The following is an 18,091-nucleotide window of genomic DNA, read 5'->3' as shown; positions in this document are numbered from 1 at the left end:
TCCACCATCCTGTTATTTTTTTGATTATGCCTTAATAAACTAAAATATATATAAGTTTTAGAAAATCTCCTATATTCTTATTTTTAGTCATAGTTCAATAAAGTATAAAACTAATTTAATATATATAGTTAATTTCTTATATAAAATTATATCAAAAAAGACATTTTATAACCATAAAAATAAAACCTGGTAAACTTTTTTCCAAAAATAAGATCATATTCAGAATTCACTCAGATAATAATGTTTTTTCCTTAACTTTGTCATACGCTTTTGTTTTTATTATATGGAATTATATGGTAATATTTTCTTATGTTCACTCATATACTATGAATTCAATTTTATTTATTAATTTCTTCAAACTATACTTAAGGCACATCAAAAAAATAAAGGAGGTATAATAAAGCATGCTAAATAACATACAGCTTCAAGAAGAGTGCTTTGTTTATAAAAGACGCCGAAGACGAAGACTCCAGAAAAATATTACTCTAAGAAACAAAAGAAAAATTATGTTATCTTTAACTATTTCATTTGGAATAATAATTATAACTTCATTCTTTATGACTCGTAATATTTATATATCAAGCAATTCCAAGGATCTTGGATTTGCTGTAGAATATAATTTTACCACTGGCTCGTCATCAGAAAATAAACTCCTTAGAGTTCAAAAAATGTCACTCCTATACAGTGATGGTGAAACTGCTGTTGTTGAAGCATCTGGACTTTCTAAAGCTGCTCCCCATAAAAACATTTCAATTAAAGGAAGCTTTAAAAAAGATGATAAGAAAAGCTGGTGTCTAGAAAAAATATTTAATGAATAAATAAATTCATACTTATACGATTTCCCTTCAAAATTCCGTACATTTTTGTTCCACAAGACTATGAAATTTTCGCTGAAAGGTTCTAACCACAAGGTTGTGCCCATTTCTGCATGCTCCCATCTCAATGTGACAAGCACAAATAGAACAGCCTTGTACTAAGAACCTTAGCAGCTTAATTTCAAATGCTTGTTTCACAAAAATGTATGGAATTTCTAGTATGGAAACAAATTTAAAGTTTAAGTAAATATAATAATTCAAATATATAGATACCAAAAATAAGAACTAAAATTGTGCACTATATATAATACTAGAAAGAAGGAATACTCTTTTGTGGAGGATTGCATTGAGAATAAAACTGTAGGCATTTCTTCATTAAAAGTTGTTCCATTTCTAATGTTAAAAATCCACAGTTTTATTCTCCAGCATACCGGAACAAAAAAGTATTCCTTCTTTTGGAGAGTTATTGAATAAATATGAGTTCACATTTAAATATCATAGATTTTATCTAGTTTCTAAGAATGCAGCCAACTTATTAACAGTTGACATATCTTCTCTTTCTAAATCTGTAGGCTGTAATTTAATTCCTAGCTTTTCTTCTATTTGAATTAAAACTTCAATTATTGCTAGAGAATCTAGTAATCCAGCTTCAAAAAGATCTAAATCAAAATCTTCTGCTATTTCATCATTTCCTGTAACTTCAGTAAATATTTCTAAAACTTTATCTTTCATAATAATATACTCCTTCTTATAATACTATTTTTTAATTCCTTAGCTTGTCTATTTCTATTTAAATAAATATCCTGAAAATATCAACATACCGAAACATACTATGTGAAATGTTACTAAAACCTGAGCATAATTAAACCATTTCTCTTTTTTATGTTTCTTATAAAAACTTGATTTCCTCTGATAAATATCAGTTAAGACTAATGCAATTCCTTGATATAATCCATAAATTATATAGTATACAGTTAGTCCATGCCATAACCCCATTATAAACATAGTAATAATTTGAGCCACATGAGAAGCAACAAACCTATTCTTAAATCTCTTTTTTCTCATGGAATTTAACACAAACCTTGAGAAAATATAATCTCCAAACCATCTTGATAAAGATATATGCCATCTTGTCCAAAATTCTTTCATATCCTTACTTAAGAAAGGTTTATTAAAGTTATCTGGCGTTTTAATTCCAAAGATATAACTTGACCCAACCGCAAACAAGCTGTATCCTGCAAAATCAAAGAATAAATACATTGTGTAGGCATACATATAATTTACACTATTTAATATTGTAATGCCTGAAGGTATTTTTAACAACCAATATGTATCAATTAAATATGCTAATATAAATTTATACGCAATTGCAATAAATATCTTTTTCAGACCTGGAATTAAATATTCTTCTAAATATATATTCTTTTCTACTTTTCTATTTAAATCATCCTCAAATCTTTTCCATCTGTCTATAGGTCCAGAACTTAGGGTCGGAAAAAATGTTATAAAATGAATAAATGTCATAAAATTTATTTGAGTTATTCTACCATCATAAATTTCTATCACTACTTGTATTGCCTTAAAATTTAAATATGATAAACCAATAAACCCAATGTATGAAGCATAATGTGTAACCCCTGCTACTTTAGTTAATATAAGCGGAATTATTGATGCAAACAAGAATAACCAATATAAATATTTGTTATCTGTTTTCTTTCTAACAAACAAATATAAGTATATAACAAAAATTTCGCCAACTAAAAACATTGAAAATAAAGCTAATCCTAAACTTTTTCCCATGATCAAATATATCATTACAGCCGAAGCAATTATTCCATAATATTTTGATTTAATCCCATTTAGACCTAAAACTATGGCCGGAATAAATGTTAATAGCAAGATATATAAGTAAAAGTAATCTCCGTATTGTGTCAACTTCATTATACTTCCTCCAATAGTTTTTTCCTGTCAATCTTCCCATTTACATTAGTCGGAAATTGCTTAATAATTTTTATATTTCTAGGTACCATGTATGAAGGAATCAAATTCGCCAACTCTTTTTTTATCATTATTCCATTTTTTAATCCACTTAATCCATTATCTTCTTTTAACTCAATAAACGCAGTTAAATATGCAATTTTTCCATCTTTCTCTATTGGAACAACAGCTGCATTTTTTATATTACTAACTTTAACTAAGTTATTTTCTATATCTTCTATTTCTATTCTAAAACCATTAAGCTTTATTTGGAAATCCTTTCTTCCACAATAATATAAATTTCCATTTACATAATAGCCTAAATCTCCTGTTCTATATGCTCTACATTTAGATCCATTATAATCATCATAGAAAAATGCTTTTGCAGTAGCCTGTTCATTATTAAAGTATCCTTTGCTTACACTAGGACCTACAATTACTATTTCTCCTTTTTCTCCATCACCTAGCACGTTGCCTTCATCATCAATAATCTTTACAACTGATGTTTTCATTGGATATCCAATAGGCAAGCTTCCTTCTTCTAACAATAATTCCTTGCTCATATCATTAGCTGAAACTGCTACAGTTGCCTCTGTTGGACCATATCCATTTACTACCCTTGTTCCTGGGAATCTATTTATAAGTTCCTCGCATAATGGTTTTGGTAATACCTCTCCTACAAATATCATCGCTTTTAAATTCTGAAGCATTGTAGAATTAAAATCTTTTTCTGCAACACACATTCCTGCAAATGAAGGAGTTGATACCCATATATTAATATCAGATTGTCTCATATCATCAAACATATTTCTTAAATTTGAAAGTGTTTCTTTTGAAAATCCATGTAATGTTTTCCCATAGCATAATCCTGGGTAAATTGATGTTACAGATAGATCAAAAGAGTATGCAGCCTGATTCATGAATACTTCTTCTTTTTCATCTAAATTTAAATATTCTGCAATCCACTCAACAAAATTATCTAAATTGTTACTGCTTATTTGAACACCTTTTGGCTTTCCAGTGCTTCCAGAAGTGAATAGTATATATGCATTTTCATCTTCTTTTACCCAATTTCCTTTTTCTACTTTAACATCTTCATATTCTTTTACTATTTCTTCAATATCTTTATCTTTTAAGATCCTTATACTTTCGAAATTGCTTTCTTTACTAAAATCAATAAGAACCTTTGGATGAACCTCGCTTATAATTGTTTCCACTCTCTCTTTTGGATAGCTAATATCTATTGGTATATAAGCTCTTCCTGACTTTAAAGCAGCCATCATAACTGCCATCATTAAATTTTCCTTATTCCCATATATAATAATAGGCGTTCTATCGTCTTTAAATTCCTTTAATAAAAAAGCTGCTATGCATTCCGATATTGTATCTAATTCTGCATATGTCATAACATTCCCATCGCATTTTAATGCAATTCTATTACTGTTTGAGTATTTTTTTATACCTTCTAAAATCTTCATTATTTATATCTCCCTTAAAATTGATTATATACAAATGGTATTTCAGCAAATGGTTCAAATGTTAGTACTAGAATTGCTAAAATAACTACAATTGAACTTACTAATGCAAATCCTAAAGCTCTATTTTTCTTTATTTCGTTTATAAAGTTGCTCATCAATTTCAAGCCATCCTTTCCATCCCAAATGCATTACATCACACATAAAATAAGGCGTATATTCTTGATCTTTTAAGTTCAAAACTTCAAATCCTCTTTCTTTAGCCATTTCTTCCACTTTATCGAAAAACTCATCTCTACTTTGCTTAGTCATTCCAGTGTAATCATACCATCTTCCATTAGTTGGTGCTAAAATTATATATGGCTTTATACCTAGATCAACACAAGTGTCTAAATATAATTCATAGTCATCAAATTCTTTTGAATTCATTAAATCAACATTTTTATTTATATCTTTTTGAGATTGTAAATTATTTTTTAAATTCTTGTCATAATATGTGTCATATACGTAGAACTCATTATTAGTTACTTGTTTCTTTGCTTCTTCCTCGGCCTTCTTATACTCTTCATTCCAATCAACTGTTCTCAGCTGTTTTTCTGATTTTTCAGGTAGTTTCTTTAACCTTCTATATAATAGGCCTTTGTCTTTAAGTTCAACAATATTTTCCCTTGCGACAAAATATGGCTTAAATATAACACTTGACATTTTAGATATTAAATTATCGTTTGTATAAAATTTTGCATAAAGCTTTTCTGGTATATATTGTGAGCTTCCTGTTAACAGCTTGTCTACTCTAGCTGCATATGTTTTTTTATGTTCTTCACTTATTTCTTTATTTGATAAAAATTTATAAAATTGCACTGGTGCAAAATTAGCTTGAAAGTCTGTACCATCAACACCATGATCACCCATAAACCACTGAAGTGAAATTATAAATGCAACATTTGGTTTATTCTGGGTATTTTGGCTTCCTAAATTAGATATCTGAGTCAAGTCCTGGCAATATGCTCTACCATTAGTTACGATTGTATCCATTCCTTCTACAGGAAAAAAAGTTGTAGCTAATTGTGAGACTGGTGCACCTAACTCTGATGACCCCTCTAATATTTGATAATTATTATTTGTAACAAATTCATTATATACGAGTCCCCTATCTTTATAACTGCTTCCATACTCTATATTTATTTCAGTTAAATCCTTGCTTTTTAGCATAGTTCCTATTTCTTTATCTAAAAAAATATTAAGTAACATAACGGTTACTACAGCTGCAATAATAGGGAATAACATATATATAAGCTTTTTTTTCATTTGTCCCTCCTATTTCTTGTTTTTCTACTACGATTTCCATTTAATTCTATACTAATTTAAGACATATTTCAATCCAAAAGTCGCTTCTATAATAGCATATAAAATCATATGATGAGGATATATGTTCATAATCAAAGTTGACTCTCTCTGACAATTTTTTATAGTATTGTAGTATAAAATAGTTATTGTATTGGATATTAATCATAATATAAAAATATATTATATTGCAAATTATTTGCATTTGAGTGTATAATATAATAATGCTTTAAGGAGTTGATTATTTGATTACTATAAAAAATCTATCATTTTCCTATACAAAAGGAACAGATTTATTAAAAAATATTAATCTTAATATACCTACTGGAATTTATCTATCTATACTTGGTGAAAACGGAAGTTGTAAGAGTACACTAGTAAAACTTATATTAGGGCTTCTAAAGCCTGATAGTGGTTGTATCAGTTTAGATTCTAATAAAATTTCATATGTTTCACAAAGACTTGATAATTTTAATGCAGAATTTCCAATAACAGTTAAGGAAGTTTTGTCTTGCCATGCCAAGACAGTGGGAATTAAGAATTCAAAGTGCATTCAAAGTTCTCTAAAAAATGTGAATATGAGTGAATTTAGCAATAAATTAATAGGCAATCTTTCAGGTGGACAACAGCAAAGAATTTTTATTGCCAGGGCCTTAATCGGCGATCCTGATTTAATAATATTAGATGAACCATCAACTGGAATAGATGAAAAGAGCCAAAATGAAATCTATCCTCTACTCCAAAGTTTAAATAGGGATTTAGGAAAAACTATTATCTCTGTTGAACATAATACTAAGGTTGCATTAAAATATTCAACACACATTTTAAAATTAGAAAATTGTTCTATGAAATTATATACAAAGGAAGATTTTAAAAGATATTTAGAATCTGAAGATTCATTTTACAACATAATTTAAGTAGTTAAACTATATTTAGGAAGGTAATAATTTATGTTTCAATTAGGTTTTATGCAAAATGCATTTATTGCTGGCTTTATTGTTTCTATGCTGTGTCCCTTTATAGGACTTTTTATTGTTCTTAGACGTTATTCAATGATTGGTGATACATTATCTCATTCATCTTTTGCTGGAGTAGCAATTGGTCTTGTTTTAGGGATTGACCCACTTTTAACTGCATTTTCATTTACTAGTATTTGCGCTCTTGTAATAGAATTTCTAAGAACGTACTATAAGAAATATGCAGAACTTGTAATGTCAATTGTTCTGACATTAAGTTTAGGAATAGCTATTATTTTAATAAGTAGTGGTAAAGCTTCAGCTAAAGTAGATTCATTTTTATTTGGAAGTATTTTAACTGTAACAGACTCTGACATATTCTTAATCGCTATTGTTGGAGGAATATGCCTTATATGTCTTCTATTTCTATACAATAAATTAATATATGTAACTTTTGATGAAAATGGAGCAAAAACATCTGGAATAAACGTTAAACTCGTTAATTATATTTTTACACTGCTTGTTGGTGCAACAATTTCTCTATCTATAAGAGTTATGGGTATCCTTGTTGTTTCATCAATCATAGTAGTTCCAGTTGCAACAGCTATGCAATTAAAAAAAGGGTTCACTAAGACCCTAATTTTTGCTATTATTTTTGGTTTTGTAGATGTTATGATAGGACTTATATCTTCCTATTATATAAATAGTGCACCTGGTGGTACTATTGCCTTAATATCGGTTATAGTTCTTCTATTAACACTAATATTTAAAAGATTTTTTAATTATGAAGATTAGGCTAATACAGGTATTATTATATAATACCTGTAAAATACTCTTCTAATATTTTTACAAATCTCCTCATATCATCTGGATATATATCACCTATATTAGCTATTCTAAATGTGTTTTCTGAAGATATCTTTCCTGGATATATAGTAAATCCCCTGCTATATAAGTAATCATGTAATCTATCGAATTCATAATTTTTTATCTGTGGCTCAATTACTGAAGTCAAAAGCATTGATGATATGTGCTTATCTATTAATATATTCAAATTAAGTCTATCCAATCCATCCCATAAAATTTTGCAACACTCTTTATATCTCTTATATCTCTTATCTATTGTCTCACTCTTAGCCTCTATTATTGCCTGCTTTAATGCATAAAGTATTTGAACTGGCGGCGTAAATCTCATTTGATAATTATCTTTAAAATATGAATATTGTTTGTATATATTAAGGTAGAGATTTCTAGGTTTTATATTTTGAGTTTTATTCAAAGCCTTCTTATCTGCTATTACAAAGCTTATTCCTGCCATACCTTGTATGCATTTATTTGAACTCGATGCTAAATATCTTATATTCATCTTATCCATACCTATAGGTATCCCTGCAAATGAACTCATTGCGTCTACTATCATATCAATATTATATTTCTTGCAAATTTCACCTAGTAATTCTATATCATTTAATAGCCCTGTTGTAGTCTCATGATGGACTACTGCTAAATGACTTATAACTCTGCAATCATTTATTTTGCTTTCTTCATTATTTTTTCTAATTATTTCTTCCAACTCTTTTGCATTTATTGGTTCCATTGGAGAACTTTTAAATTCTATATAATTTAGATTATATATTTCTGCAATTTCGCACATTCGCTTACCATAAGCTCCATTGTTAATTATCAATATTGTTTTATTGTCCACTGCCGAACTTAAAATTGCTTCAACTGCTGCAGTTCCCGATCCTCCAAATAGTATGGTTGTATACTTTTCATTTGAACCTACAAATTCAGTAAGTTCTCTTGATACAAACTCCATAATGCTCCCAAATTCCTTTTCTCTTGGACAAATATCGGGTACAATTTGAGCAAGTTTTACTGTATCTGATGTAGTAGCAGGTCCTGGATTTAATAATATATTTCTTCTGATTTCCAAATTAATTTCCTCCCTACGCGGTTTAATCAAAAAAATAACAAATCAGCATACCATCCTATTTTCTTTTATATATAAATTCTAAATAATATAATTCATTCATTATAAAAGTATCCTGCTTGCATTATCTGATGATTTAAGACAAACTTCAATGAATTAAAATTTTTATAATATATATATGTTGCAATTCACAATTCACAATGCACATTTCATAATTCACAATTACGGCTAAAATTCTTGAAATATTTTTAGAATTATGATGAGGAATTGTTTTTGATATATATTAATTTTCTAAAGCTTTCATAAACATTTCTTTATTTTCAATTGGTGTTTTTGTAGGTCTTCCTAAATCTTTTCTCGAACCCTTTTTTACTTTTATCTCTAAAAATACAGGACCTTTTTCATTGCTTATTTTTTCTGATACCCCAAGTAACTCATCTCTTGAACTACATGAATAGAATTCTTTATACCCACATGCTTTAGCAATAGCTAAAGTATCTATTTTAAATCCTACAGTTTCTTGGCCTCCTACTGAATCATGAGCTCCATTGTTTATCAAAATATGCTTAAGATTATCTGTATTTTGATTTCCTATTATAGCTAAACCACCAAGATGCATTATTAAAGCACCATCTCCATCAATACAATAAACATCTCTGTCTTTCCTGCTTAATGCAATTCCCAATGCTATTTGCGATGCATGTCCCATAGATCCTACTGTTAAAAAATCCTTACTATGATCTCCATTGTATCTTTCTCTCAATTCAAAAAGTTCCCTCGATGCCATTCCCGTTGTCGATACCACAACTGATTTTTCTTTCATTTTAGACATTACAATCTCTATAGCATCTTCCCTAGTCATTTCTAAATCCAAAGTTTTATCATACTTTATTTGATATTCATCAAAAGTATCCTTCTTTACTACCAATGCATAGGGCTCGTTATTTTCCTTCATATAATTATTGGCTTTCCTTATCTTTTTTCTCATTTCATCATTGCTTGTGTTATTATCTAAAATATCATATTTAATGCTTAGCAGATCTAATATTTCTATTGTAACAAGTCCTTGTTTCTTATGTTGGGGTTCATCTTTCTTATTTGGCTCACCTCTCCAGCCAACTATTAAAAGCACTGGTATACTATAGACCAATTCATCTGTAAGTGATACAAGCGGATTTAATGCATTTCCAAGGCCTGAGTTTTGCATGTATACTAGAGCAATTTTCTTTGTTGCCAAGTGATATCCTGCTGCTATTCCTATTGCATTCCCCTCATTAGCTGAAATTATATTCTTTTCGCTACTTACATTTTCCTTAATGTATGCACAAAAAGACTTTAGTAAGGAATCCGGAACCCCTGTAAAGAAATCTATATTATTATTTAATAGCTCATTATAAAACTCTTTTACTTCAATCATTCTTTTTAACTCCTTAAATATTGGTTTTATGCTGATTGTACTTAATTACATTCCTCCTGGAATCAACGTAAGTATTTCTTTTATAGGCATACAATTTATTGAAGCTTCTTTTGATCTTCCATTCTCTAAAATACTTTTCGCTGTATTTACCATTGCTGGATATGCACTTCTTATAAGATGATTTGCATAGATAATAACGTTAACTCCTAACTCCCTTAGTTCTTCCTCTTTCATAAAATTATATGAAGTTGGGACTACCACTAAAGGTACTCGATTTTCAAACTCATTATACCTTCTACAGAATTCAATAATTTCTCTTCCATCTTTCTCTTTACTATGAATCATAATACCATCTGTGCCTGCTTCAATATAAGCTCTAGCCCTTTCTATAGCATCATCCATTCCAGCCCCTGCAATTAAACTTTCAATTCTCGAAATTATCATGAAATCACTAGTGACTCTAACTTCCCTCCCCGCTCTTATTTTGTCACAGAAATGTTCTATTGTATCTTGCGTTTGCTGCACCTCTGTTCCAAATAATGAGTTTTTCTTGAGACCAGTTTTATCTTCAATAATGACTGCTGAAACTCCTAATCTCTCTAAAGTCTTAACTGTATAAACAAAGTGTTCAATTTGTCCTCCTGTATCTCCATCAACAATTATTGGTTTGGTTGTCACCTCTAAGATATCATTGATTGTATTTAATCTTGATGTTAAATCTACCAGCTCTATATCAGGTTTTCCTTTGGCTGTTGAATCACATAGAGAACTAATCCACATACCATCAAACTCTTTTATTTTCCCATCCTTTTGAACTTTAGTCTTTTCAACAATTAGCCCAGTTAAACCATTATGAGCTTCAAGTATTCTTAACGGTTTCTTTGAATAAATTAGTTCCTTTAGTCCTTTCATTCTCATTTGAGGCGTTATACCTATTTGAGCTAATTCCTCATCTAGTTTTGAAATTGAAACCCCTTTAGTATATGGAACTTCTACAAGTTCTCCTCCCCATTCTTTTAGCGCATCTATAACCTTTTCCCTTAACTCCTTTTGTGAACCTTCCTTCCAATCATCTCCATGAATAACATAGTTAGGTTTAATTTCAAGAAGGTTTGGAACTTGATCTAAGCTTTCTTGAGGAATTACTGATATAACCCCTTTAATATTACTCATTACTTCTTTTCTCTCATCATATTTCATTATTGGATTTCTCCAATAACCTCTTATAACCTCATCTGTATGCAATCCTACTATTATATCTCCAAATCTTCTTGCTTCATTTAATACATTTAAATGTCCTTGATGAATTATATCAGCACTCATAGCAACATAAACTGTCTTCATATTCTTTCACACTCTCCTATTTTTCTAGATTTATATCTATATTTGTAGATCTTAAAAATCAACCGCAAAAAGCCTATTGATTTAGAGCATTATTTACACAGCTTCTTTATACAGCCCTTTCTTCCGAACTTTTTTCTAACTTTGGAATAATTGATTTTTTTATTCTTTCAAGATGATTTTTATCATCTACTTCTCCCCATACTAAGTTTTCAATCTTTAAATATCCTACTTTCCTTTTTTTAGCAGCATCAAATATTGCATCTTCATAGTCATATCTCTTTGACTTCTCACACTTATCTGCAAAAAGGCTATCATAATCATATATTTTCCTATTAAATTCTTTATACTGCTTCAGCATTTCTTTATATAGCTCTAACGATATTTTAGAAATACCGACCAATTCCCCATATACATGTCCTATATCTTCTTCTCTTTTGGATATTTTATATAAGTTATTATCTCTAACTTCTACATAGCATTCATCTCCGGAATCTGTTTTTCCACTTAATAAAACACAATCATTTTCTTCAAAATTTATAGTCTTTATTAGTGCATAAACTTCATATATTAAATCACTTTCAAGCAACAGAAAGTCTTCTTTTAATTCATCTTCAAGAATTGATAGTGAAGTCATGCTGCCAGTAGCTTTATATTTTCTATTTTTTCTTGTTTCTATATAATTTTTATCTTTTGCTAGCTCATCATAAAATTCATGCAAATGTCCTGTTACTATATAAATTTTATCTATGCCTAGACTTCTTAATTTCTCAATAGATCTTTCTATCAAGCTTTTCCCATTTACCCTTATAAATCCTTTTGGTAACATATCCTTTGTTATATCCTGCAATCTTGATCCCATTCCAGCTGCTAGAATTACTGCTGTTTTTACTTTACCCATTTTCCCCCTCCACAAGGTTCATATTTTGAACAATATTATATTAACACCTTTCATTGTTCAAAACAATATGTTCATACAAAATTTTACTTTAATTCTAAAAACATATTCAAATCATATATATTGTAATTAAGTTTCCACATTTAAAACACGACCTTCTTAATCAGCCTTTTTCATAATTTATACCAACAATGAGCACAATATCCACAGATTGTCCACCAATATAAATTCCTAGAGAATAAAAAAAGCTATATCAAAATGAACCACTCCTTATCTACTTGATAAGAAGCGGTCCAATTCTGATACAACTTTTATTTAGTTATTTTAAAGTATTATTTTGATACTACATTTGTAGATGATGCTATAGTTTTATTTGCTGGAACCATTAATTTATTAAACTCTTCTTGAGAAACTTTTAATGTGCTAGTTGGGAATGTTATCCCTTTAACATCACTCTTAGTATCTGTTCTTTTCATAGTTAATGCAATAGTTCCAAAATCTTTAATTTGTAAATTCATATTGAAATCTGAGCTATAATCATTATCTGTGAACACTTCTTTTGAATTAATAGTTGTTCCAGCTAATGCTGCCTTAATTTCAGGTAATGATTTATCAAATTCTGGGCTGTTAGCAGCAGTTTTCATCTGTGTAATACTTTCAGCTGGCAATCCTAACTTAAATGTACTATTAAGATTATCTAAATTATTAGCTGTTGCTTTTAATGCTTTTGCAGCTAAATCTACAGTTTTATCTGCATCAAGACTTATTGTATATTCTCTTCCATCTTGAACGAAAGGTAAATCAAGATCAGTATTTCCTCCAAATATCATCTTTCCAAATTCAACCATTCCATCAGGTTGAGTCATTAGTGCTTTTAATTTAGTCACATCAACACCTGATGCTTCTGTATCAATACCTATATAATCTTGAGTTATATTATTTAAACCTGTTGGAGCGCTTTGTCCAGTTAAAGAAGATATTCCTTGGTAAAAGCTCTTATTTATATAACTTGTAGTTCCATCGCAATATGCTTTAAGTTCTGGAATATTAAGCTTTCCTGCTGGATCAGTAAATGTCATATCAACATATGATTTATCTTTTGCTGTATATCCAGTAGCTGCAAATTTTATTTCTTGTTTTGTTTCAGTTCCATCTTTTCCTTTTACATTGATATTTACATCTCCATCAATACTTGATGTTGTTGCCTCCCATTTAGCGGTATTTGAAAGCTCCTGTGCATAATTAAGTGTTGCTTGGCTACATCCAGCCATTGTTCCAACAGTTAAAGCTGCTGTCATAATGAATGCCAAAGTTTTTTTCATTTTCATTGTTTCTTTCCCCCTGTAAATACTCATTATTTATGATAAAAATACAATGTATGTTAATAATTTACTTTTCATCATATTTCTATTATACATATTTTTTATTAATAAATGATAGAAAAAATATTAAATTTACCTTAATTTATACTTAATATTTATAAATATTTTTTAATAAATATCTTTTATACACTATATTTCTTTTGCTTTACAAATTTTATATGAAATTTTATATGAAATATATCCTATAAGTATTGTGACTAACATGCTAATAATTATTAATATTAACTTATTATTTATAATAAAATCTAAAGATTTCTCTAATATAAAACCATCCTTATTTACCAAAAATGATGGTAACGCAAATATGAAGAATGCAGGTAAAAGATATACTAATAATGATACTGCTTTGCCCTTTTCCATTCCAAACTTGTAATATATAGGATATTGAATAAAACAAGTTATTAAGCTCATTAAACCGCAAAAGAACATTGTTAAAATTTCAAAGTTTTGAACTCTAATAATCTGATATAGATAGGTCACAATAGATGTATTAATGAGAAATATAAACAAAGCTACACCTATTAAATACAAAAATCTTCCAAGAACCATATCCGAAATTTTAGCAGGAAACATATAATACATCTGAGTGCTTTTTTCATTACCCTGAGTACTAAACGGTATTGTTGCTAAAATTATTAAAAAGAAAAATAAGTATGATAATGCCATAGTGTATGTTTCTCCTGAAAACATAAATAAAGCACAAAATATTGCTGGAGCTAACACATAAAGCCTAATACTTTCTTTTATTAATCTTAAATCAAATTTCAAATAACTTACTGATCTATTCATATTTTAAAACCTCTTTCCCTTTAAAAATTATACATGAAATTAATGATAAAACATAATATATATGCCACAATTCACAATGCACATTTCACAATTCAATCTAAAATTCTTTAAATATTTTTAGATTATGATGAAAAATTATTTTTGCAACGTATATAAATAGAATATTTTATTACTAATCTCTTTTTCCATTGATATAAAATATCACAATGTCATCCATTGATGGTTTTTCTACCAATAAATCTTTGCTTACATATTCCCTATTATCTGAATTAATTAATCCTTCAAATCCGAAATTAGAAGACTTATATCCAATTAACTTATCTTCTAATTCTTTTGTTAAATCGTCAAGGCCGCCTTTAACCAATAGATGACTTTCTAGCACATTTTCTGTTGTATCATAAAATACCTTTTCTCCATCATTAATAAAGAAGATATAATCTGTTATCTTTTCAAGATCACTTGTTATGTGCGTTGAAAATAGAACGCTTTTTTCTCCATCAGCTATATATTCCTGTAATATTTCTAAAACCTCATTTCTAACTACTGGATCAAGGCCACTTGTTGGCTCATCTAATAGAAGAAGTTTTGTATTTCTTGATAAAATACTTGCAAAAGATAATTTAACTTTCATTCCCTTTGAAAATTCTTTTATCTTTTTCTTATAAGGCAGGTTCCATTTTTCAGCATACTCATTAAATTTACTTTCATCAAATGAAGTATAAAAATCTTTTAGTGTATTAATTACATCTTTTAATGTAAAATTTATTGGAAAATAGCATTCATCTCCGACAAATCCTATCATATCTTTATAGACTTCTTCTCCATCCTCATAACTCTTACCAAACACTTTTATTTCTCCACTATCCTTTTTCAATTGATTCATTATAAGCTTTATAGTAGTTGTCTTCCCAGCACCATTTTGTCCAACATACCCTAATATATAACCTTTTGGTAATTCTAAATTTATATTCTTAAGATCAAAGCTATTAAATGTTTTATTTAAACTCTTTATTTCAAGTGCATTCATATTTCTCTACTCCTTAAAATCATATTTTCTAATAATAATTTGTATTGTAATAATTAGGCCTTCATATATTTTATCCGATAGCTAGCATCCGTAACACTCTCTTATAACGGCTGCACGCTCCTGGATAAGTTCAGCTAAATTCAGCTTGAGTATAAAACTCTACCTTAAAAGTTTCACTTTATGTAATTTGCTCATCTGCCAATGTTTTTAGCATAACCACTAATTCATCATTTGATATATTAGCTAGTTTCCCATTTTCAATCGCAACCATGAGGGCTTCTTCTATTTTCTTTAAGTATTGTTCCCTTACCATTTCGCTATCCTTAGGAAGTACATAACTTCCCTTTCCTCTAAGAGTTGCTATAAACCCTTCACTTTCAAGGTCAGAATAAGCTCTGGTTGTGGTAATAACACTTATCCCTAAGTCTTTCGCCAGCTGTCTTATTGACGGCAAAAACTCATTTTCTAAAATTTCGCCTGATAGGATTTGTTCTTTTATTTGAGCTTTAATTTGCTCATAAATAGGCAAATCAGATTTATTAGAAAGTAATATTTTCAAATTACTACTTCGCCTCCTTTGTGTTCATACTGTATATATATAATATATACAGTATGAACAGTTTTGTCAATAATTTTTTGTTTATTTTATTTCTATTGCTGTAACACTCATACTTCTTTAAGTTGAAGATAACAGCTATACTACATTACATAAGTTTACCAATATTAAGACGAAGTCCAAAATGCAACTGAATCAAGTTTCACTTAATAATCAATTCTTTAAAGTTAGTTTATATTATTAATACACTTTCAATTCAAAAAGACCATTAGGTGATTTATATTCTCACCTAATGGTCTTCAATATCTTAATTCTATTTTTCTAATTTCCTTCTGCTATAACTTTTTCCTGAACATTGTTAAATACATCTTTATCTAATCCATTAAAGCTCTTAGCAACTGTTACTGCTGTAACCATTGACCCATCAACATTAAGCGCTGTTCTCGCCATATCTAATATCGGATCTATTGCAAGTATTCCTCCTGCAAGAGGGAAGAAACTTCCCATTCCCATTCCTGATATTACTACTGACACTGACATTATTGCTGTTCCTGGTAATCCAGCTATTCCAAAGGAACTTATAATTATAGTAATTACCAGCATAGCGTAGAAGCTAAAATCCATTGGAGTTCCAGACATATTTGCAATTGTAACAGCCATTAATGCTGGATATATAGCAGCACAGCCATTCATTCCCATATTAGCCCCAAGACTTCCTGCAAAGCTTGCAATCCCTTTTTCAACTCCAACTTTTTTATTCAAAGTCTCAATAGTGACTGGTAAAGTTCCAAGACTTGATCTAGATGTAAAAGCCAAAACTAACGGCTCAATTACATTTCTTAAATATTGAATAGGATTTAAGCCATTAAGTGAAATTATTACAAGATGAATTACAAATACAATAATAACACTTACATATAAAGCAACTATAAAATTAACCACATTTATTATCGCTGATATTCCATTTGATGCAACTGTATTTGAAAGTAGTGGTAATACAGCATATGGCATAAATCTGATAACTGTTCTAGCTACAGTAGTCATTATGTTATAGAATGCCTCTATAACATCTATTGCTGGTTTTATAATATCCTTGTTAGTCTTATTTAGTTTTCTTATAGCTATTCCAAGAAATGCTGCAAATATAACAACAGCCACTATGTTTGCATCTGCCATTGCTTTTATTGGATTTGCTGGTAAAAGTCCTCTCATAGTATCTACAAAAGATGTTATTTCTTTTAATTCAGCTTTACTTTGGATTGCTTCAACTCCAACGCCAAGTCTAAATAAATTTCCGATTATTATAGCAACTATTGAAGCAATAGCTGTAGTTCCTAATAAAACAAATATTGATCTAGAAGTAAGTTTTCCTAAACTTTGTTTTTCATCCATGTTTATTATAACTTTTAACATTGAAAGAAAAACTAATGGTACTACTAACATTTTTAGTAGATCCATGAATCCATTTCCTACTAGCCCATACCATTTTGTAACCTCACCTATCCAGGTAACATCCCCTGTATTACTCGGAAATCCTGCCATAAATTGTATTATAACTCCAAGTAATAATCCTCCCACAGTTGAAATAATCATACGTTTTGAAAAGTTTAATCTAGCCTTTTCTAGCTTATAAAGTCCATAGAATAAACCTATTAAAATCGCTATAAATATTATTGGTTTATAGCTTGTTATCATTATAAATTTTGTAAAAAATGTACTATCCATTGTTCCCTCCCGTAATTCCTATAATTCCTATATAATTAGTATACTTATAATATCAATTATATGATCATATGTCAATAAAAGTTAATACTATTTTTAAATATATTCCTTCTGAAAACATATACCTTTTAATGCTTTATAATATTTTCTGCATATTTATTATTATATTCATTAAAATATCCTTTAAAATTTATAAGAATAAAATCACAGGCGACTGTGAAGCCGGAGATTTTTTTACGCATCTGCCTTTTCGAACGCATGCGAGAAAAATCTGCACATCAGAAATGGCATCTCTGCTGCATATAAGAACATTTTTTACAAGCGAATATATTTTCTTTTTTATTCTCTTTTAAAAGCCAACCTTCTAAATCAGCCTTTCTTATAAGTTATCCACAGATTATCCAACAATATAATTTCCTAGAGAATAAAAAAATAACCACTATGAATATAACTTTACAT

General features: G+C 29.0%; 17 protein-coding genes. 3 read left to right on the top strand and 14 right to left on the bottom strand.

Annotated elements, in window-relative coordinates:
- The first annotated feature begins 404 nt into the window (after positions 1 to 404).
- Positions 405 to 818 (top strand): hypothetical protein, encoded by a 414-nt coding sequence (locus T483_RS0118800; protein ID WP_026888216.1) that lies wholly within the window; start codon positions 405 to 407, stop codon positions 816 to 818.
- Positions 819 to 1,319: 501 nt separating this feature from the next.
- Here the strand turns inward: T483_RS0118800 and dltC are convergent.
- Genes dltC through dltD form a run of 5 tightly spaced genes read right to left on the bottom strand, consistent with a single transcriptional unit; the run spans position 1,320 to position 5,575 of the window.
- Positions 1,320 to 1,547, bottom strand: coding sequence for a D-alanine--poly(phosphoribitol) ligase subunit DltC (gene dltC / locus T483_RS0118795; RefSeq protein ID WP_017212529.1), 228 nt, complete (start codon positions 1,545 to 1,547; stop codon positions 1,320 to 1,322).
- A gap of 54 nt (positions 1,548 to 1,601) precedes the next feature.
- On the bottom strand, positions 1,602 to 2,756 hold the full coding sequence (gene dltB / locus T483_RS0118790) for a D-alanyl-lipoteichoic acid biosynthesis protein DltB (protein ID WP_026888215.1): 1,155 nt from the start codon (positions 2,754 to 2,756) through the stop codon (positions 1,602 to 1,604).
- A complete protein-coding gene (dltA, locus tag T483_RS0118785) occupies positions 2,756 to 4,270 on the bottom strand; it encodes a D-alanine--poly(phosphoribitol) ligase subunit DltA (protein WP_026888214.1) in 1,515 nt (504 codons plus the stop codon). The genes dltB and dltA overlap by 1 nt, the downstream gene beginning before the upstream one ends.
- 14 nt (positions 4,271 to 4,284) lie before the next feature.
- Complete coding sequence (locus tag T483_RS31700) at positions 4,285 to 4,425, bottom strand: hypothetical protein (protein ID WP_017212532.1); 141 nt, start codon at positions 4,423 to 4,425, stop codon at positions 4,285 to 4,287.
- On the bottom strand, positions 4,391 to 5,575 hold the full coding sequence (dltD, locus tag T483_RS0118775) for a D-alanyl-lipoteichoic acid biosynthesis protein DltD (protein ID WP_026888213.1): 1,185 nt from the start codon (positions 5,573 to 5,575) through the stop codon (positions 4,391 to 4,393). Before dltD ends, T483_RS31700 begins: the two co-directional genes overlap by 35 nt.
- A 281-nt stretch (positions 5,576 to 5,856) precedes the next feature.
- Here dltD and T483_RS0118770 point away from each other — a divergent pair, with 281 nt between their 5' ends.
- Together T483_RS0118770 and T483_RS0118765 are read left to right on the top strand one after the other, a co-directional pair.
- A complete protein-coding gene (locus T483_RS0118770) occupies positions 5,857 to 6,528 on the top strand; it encodes a metal ABC transporter ATP-binding protein (protein ID WP_026888212.1) in 672 nt (223 codons plus the stop codon).
- A 33-nt stretch (positions 6,529 to 6,561) separates the two neighbouring features.
- Positions 6,562 to 7,362 (top strand): metal ABC transporter permease, encoded by an 801-nt coding sequence (locus tag T483_RS0118765; RefSeq protein WP_026888211.1) that lies wholly within the window; start codon positions 6,562 to 6,564, stop codon positions 7,360 to 7,362.
- Positions 7,363 to 7,378: 16 nt separating this feature from the next.
- Here the strand turns inward: T483_RS0118765 and T483_RS0118760 are convergent, their stop codons facing one another.
- The 9 genes from T483_RS0118760 to T483_RS0118720 form a co-directional block, all read right to left on the bottom strand.
- Entirely contained in the window at positions 7,379 to 8,503 is a 1,125-nt protein-coding gene (locus tag T483_RS0118760) for a 2-aminoethylphosphonate aminotransferase (protein ID WP_026888210.1), read from the bottom strand.
- 280 nt (positions 8,504 to 8,783) lie between these two features.
- A complete protein-coding gene (gene aepY / locus T483_RS0118755; RefSeq protein WP_026888209.1) occupies positions 8,784 to 9,917 on the bottom strand; it encodes a phosphonopyruvate decarboxylase in 1,134 nt (377 codons plus the stop codon).
- A gap of 45 nt (positions 9,918 to 9,962) precedes the next feature.
- Entirely contained in the window at positions 9,963 to 11,261 is a 1,299-nt protein-coding gene (gene aepX, locus T483_RS0118750; protein WP_026888208.1) for a phosphoenolpyruvate mutase, read from the bottom strand.
- 106 nt (positions 11,262 to 11,367) lie between these two features.
- Positions 11,368 to 12,159 carry a phosphocholine cytidylyltransferase family protein gene (locus T483_RS0118745; RefSeq protein WP_026888207.1) on the bottom strand — a complete coding sequence of 264 codons (792 nt, stop codon included), beginning with the start codon at positions 12,157 to 12,159 and terminating at the stop codon, positions 11,368 to 11,370.
- A 329-nt stretch (positions 12,160 to 12,488) separates the two neighbouring features.
- Entirely contained in the window at positions 12,489 to 13,484 is a 996-nt protein-coding gene (locus tag T483_RS0118740) for a hypothetical protein (protein WP_026888206.1), read from the bottom strand.
- Between the two features lie 183 nt (positions 13,485 to 13,667).
- On the bottom strand, positions 13,668 to 14,327 hold the full coding sequence (locus T483_RS0118735; protein ID WP_026888205.1) for an ABC-2 transporter permease: 660 nt from the start codon (positions 14,325 to 14,327) through the stop codon (positions 13,668 to 13,670).
- Positions 14,328 to 14,499: 172 nt separating this feature from the next.
- Positions 14,500 to 15,354, bottom strand: coding sequence for an ABC transporter ATP-binding protein (locus T483_RS0118730; protein ID WP_026888204.1), 855 nt, complete (start codon positions 15,352 to 15,354; stop codon positions 14,500 to 14,502).
- Positions 15,355 to 15,532: 178 nt separating this feature from the next.
- The gene (locus tag T483_RS0118725; protein ID WP_017212540.1) at positions 15,533 to 15,913 is read right to left on the bottom strand and encodes a GntR family transcriptional regulator; all 381 of its coding nucleotides are present in this window, start codon (positions 15,911 to 15,913) and stop codon (positions 15,533 to 15,535) included.
- A 318-nt stretch (positions 15,914 to 16,231) separates the two neighbouring features.
- Positions 16,232 to 17,635: a cation:dicarboxylate symporter family transporter gene (locus T483_RS0118720; protein ID WP_026888203.1), complete on the bottom strand. Its 1,404-nt coding sequence runs from the start codon at positions 17,633 to 17,635 to the stop codon at positions 16,232 to 16,234.
- Between the last annotated feature and the right edge of the window lie 456 nt (positions 17,636 to 18,091).

Origin of the sequence: Clostridium beijerinckii HUN142, assembly GCF_000621745.1 — a bacterium.
Classification (GTDB): Bacteria; Bacillota; Clostridia; order Clostridiales; family Clostridiaceae; genus Clostridium; species Clostridium beijerinckii_A.
This window is presented reverse-complemented; position numbering and strand designations above follow the sequence as displayed.

Excerpts from the sequence above, each read along its gene's own strand:
- T483_RS0118735 (WP_026888205.1), bottom strand. The coding sequence starts at position 14,327 with ATGAATAGATCAGTAAGTTATTTGAAATTTGATTTAAGATTAATAAAA.
- T483_RS31700 (WP_017212532.1), bottom strand. The coding sequence starts at position 4,425 with ATGAGCAACTTTATAAACGAAATAAAGAAAAATAGAGCTTTAGGATTT.
- T483_RS0118720 (WP_026888203.1), bottom strand. The coding sequence starts at position 17,635 with ATGGATAGTACATTTTTTACAAAATTTATAATGATAACAAGCTATAAA.
- dltD (WP_026888213.1), bottom strand. The coding sequence starts at position 5,575 with ATGAAAAAAAAGCTTATATATATGTTATTCCCTATTATTGCAGCTGTA.
- aepY (WP_026888209.1), bottom strand. The coding sequence starts at position 9,917 with ATGATTGAAGTAAAAGAGTTTTATAATGAGCTATTAAATAATAATATA.
- dltB (WP_026888215.1), bottom strand. The coding sequence starts at position 2,756 with ATGAAGTTGACACAATACGGAGATTACTTTTACTTATATATCTTGCTA.
- T483_RS0118745 (WP_026888207.1), bottom strand. The coding sequence starts at position 12,159 with ATGGGTAAAGTAAAAACAGCAGTAATTCTAGCAGCTGGAATGGGATCA.
- dltA (WP_026888214.1), bottom strand. The coding sequence starts at position 4,270 with ATGAAGATTTTAGAAGGTATAAAAAAATACTCAAACAGTAATAGAATT.
- dltC (WP_017212529.1), bottom strand. The coding sequence starts at position 1,547 with ATGAAAGATAAAGTTTTAGAAATATTTACTGAAGTTACAGGAAATGAT.
- T483_RS0118730 (WP_026888204.1), bottom strand. The coding sequence starts at position 15,354 with ATGAATGCACTTGAAATAAAGAGTTTAAATAAAACATTTAATAGCTTT.
- T483_RS0118800 (WP_026888216.1), top strand. The coding sequence starts at position 405 with ATGCTAAATAACATACAGCTTCAAGAAGAGTGCTTTGTTTATAAAAGA.
- aepX (WP_026888208.1), bottom strand. The coding sequence starts at position 11,261 with ATGAAGACAGTTTATGTTGCTATGAGTGCTGATATAATTCATCAAGGA.
- T483_RS0118765 (WP_026888211.1), top strand. The coding sequence starts at position 6,562 with ATGTTTCAATTAGGTTTTATGCAAAATGCATTTATTGCTGGCTTTATT.
- T483_RS0118740 (WP_026888206.1), bottom strand. The coding sequence starts at position 13,484 with ATGAAAATGAAAAAAACTTTGGCATTCATTATGACAGCAGCTTTAACT.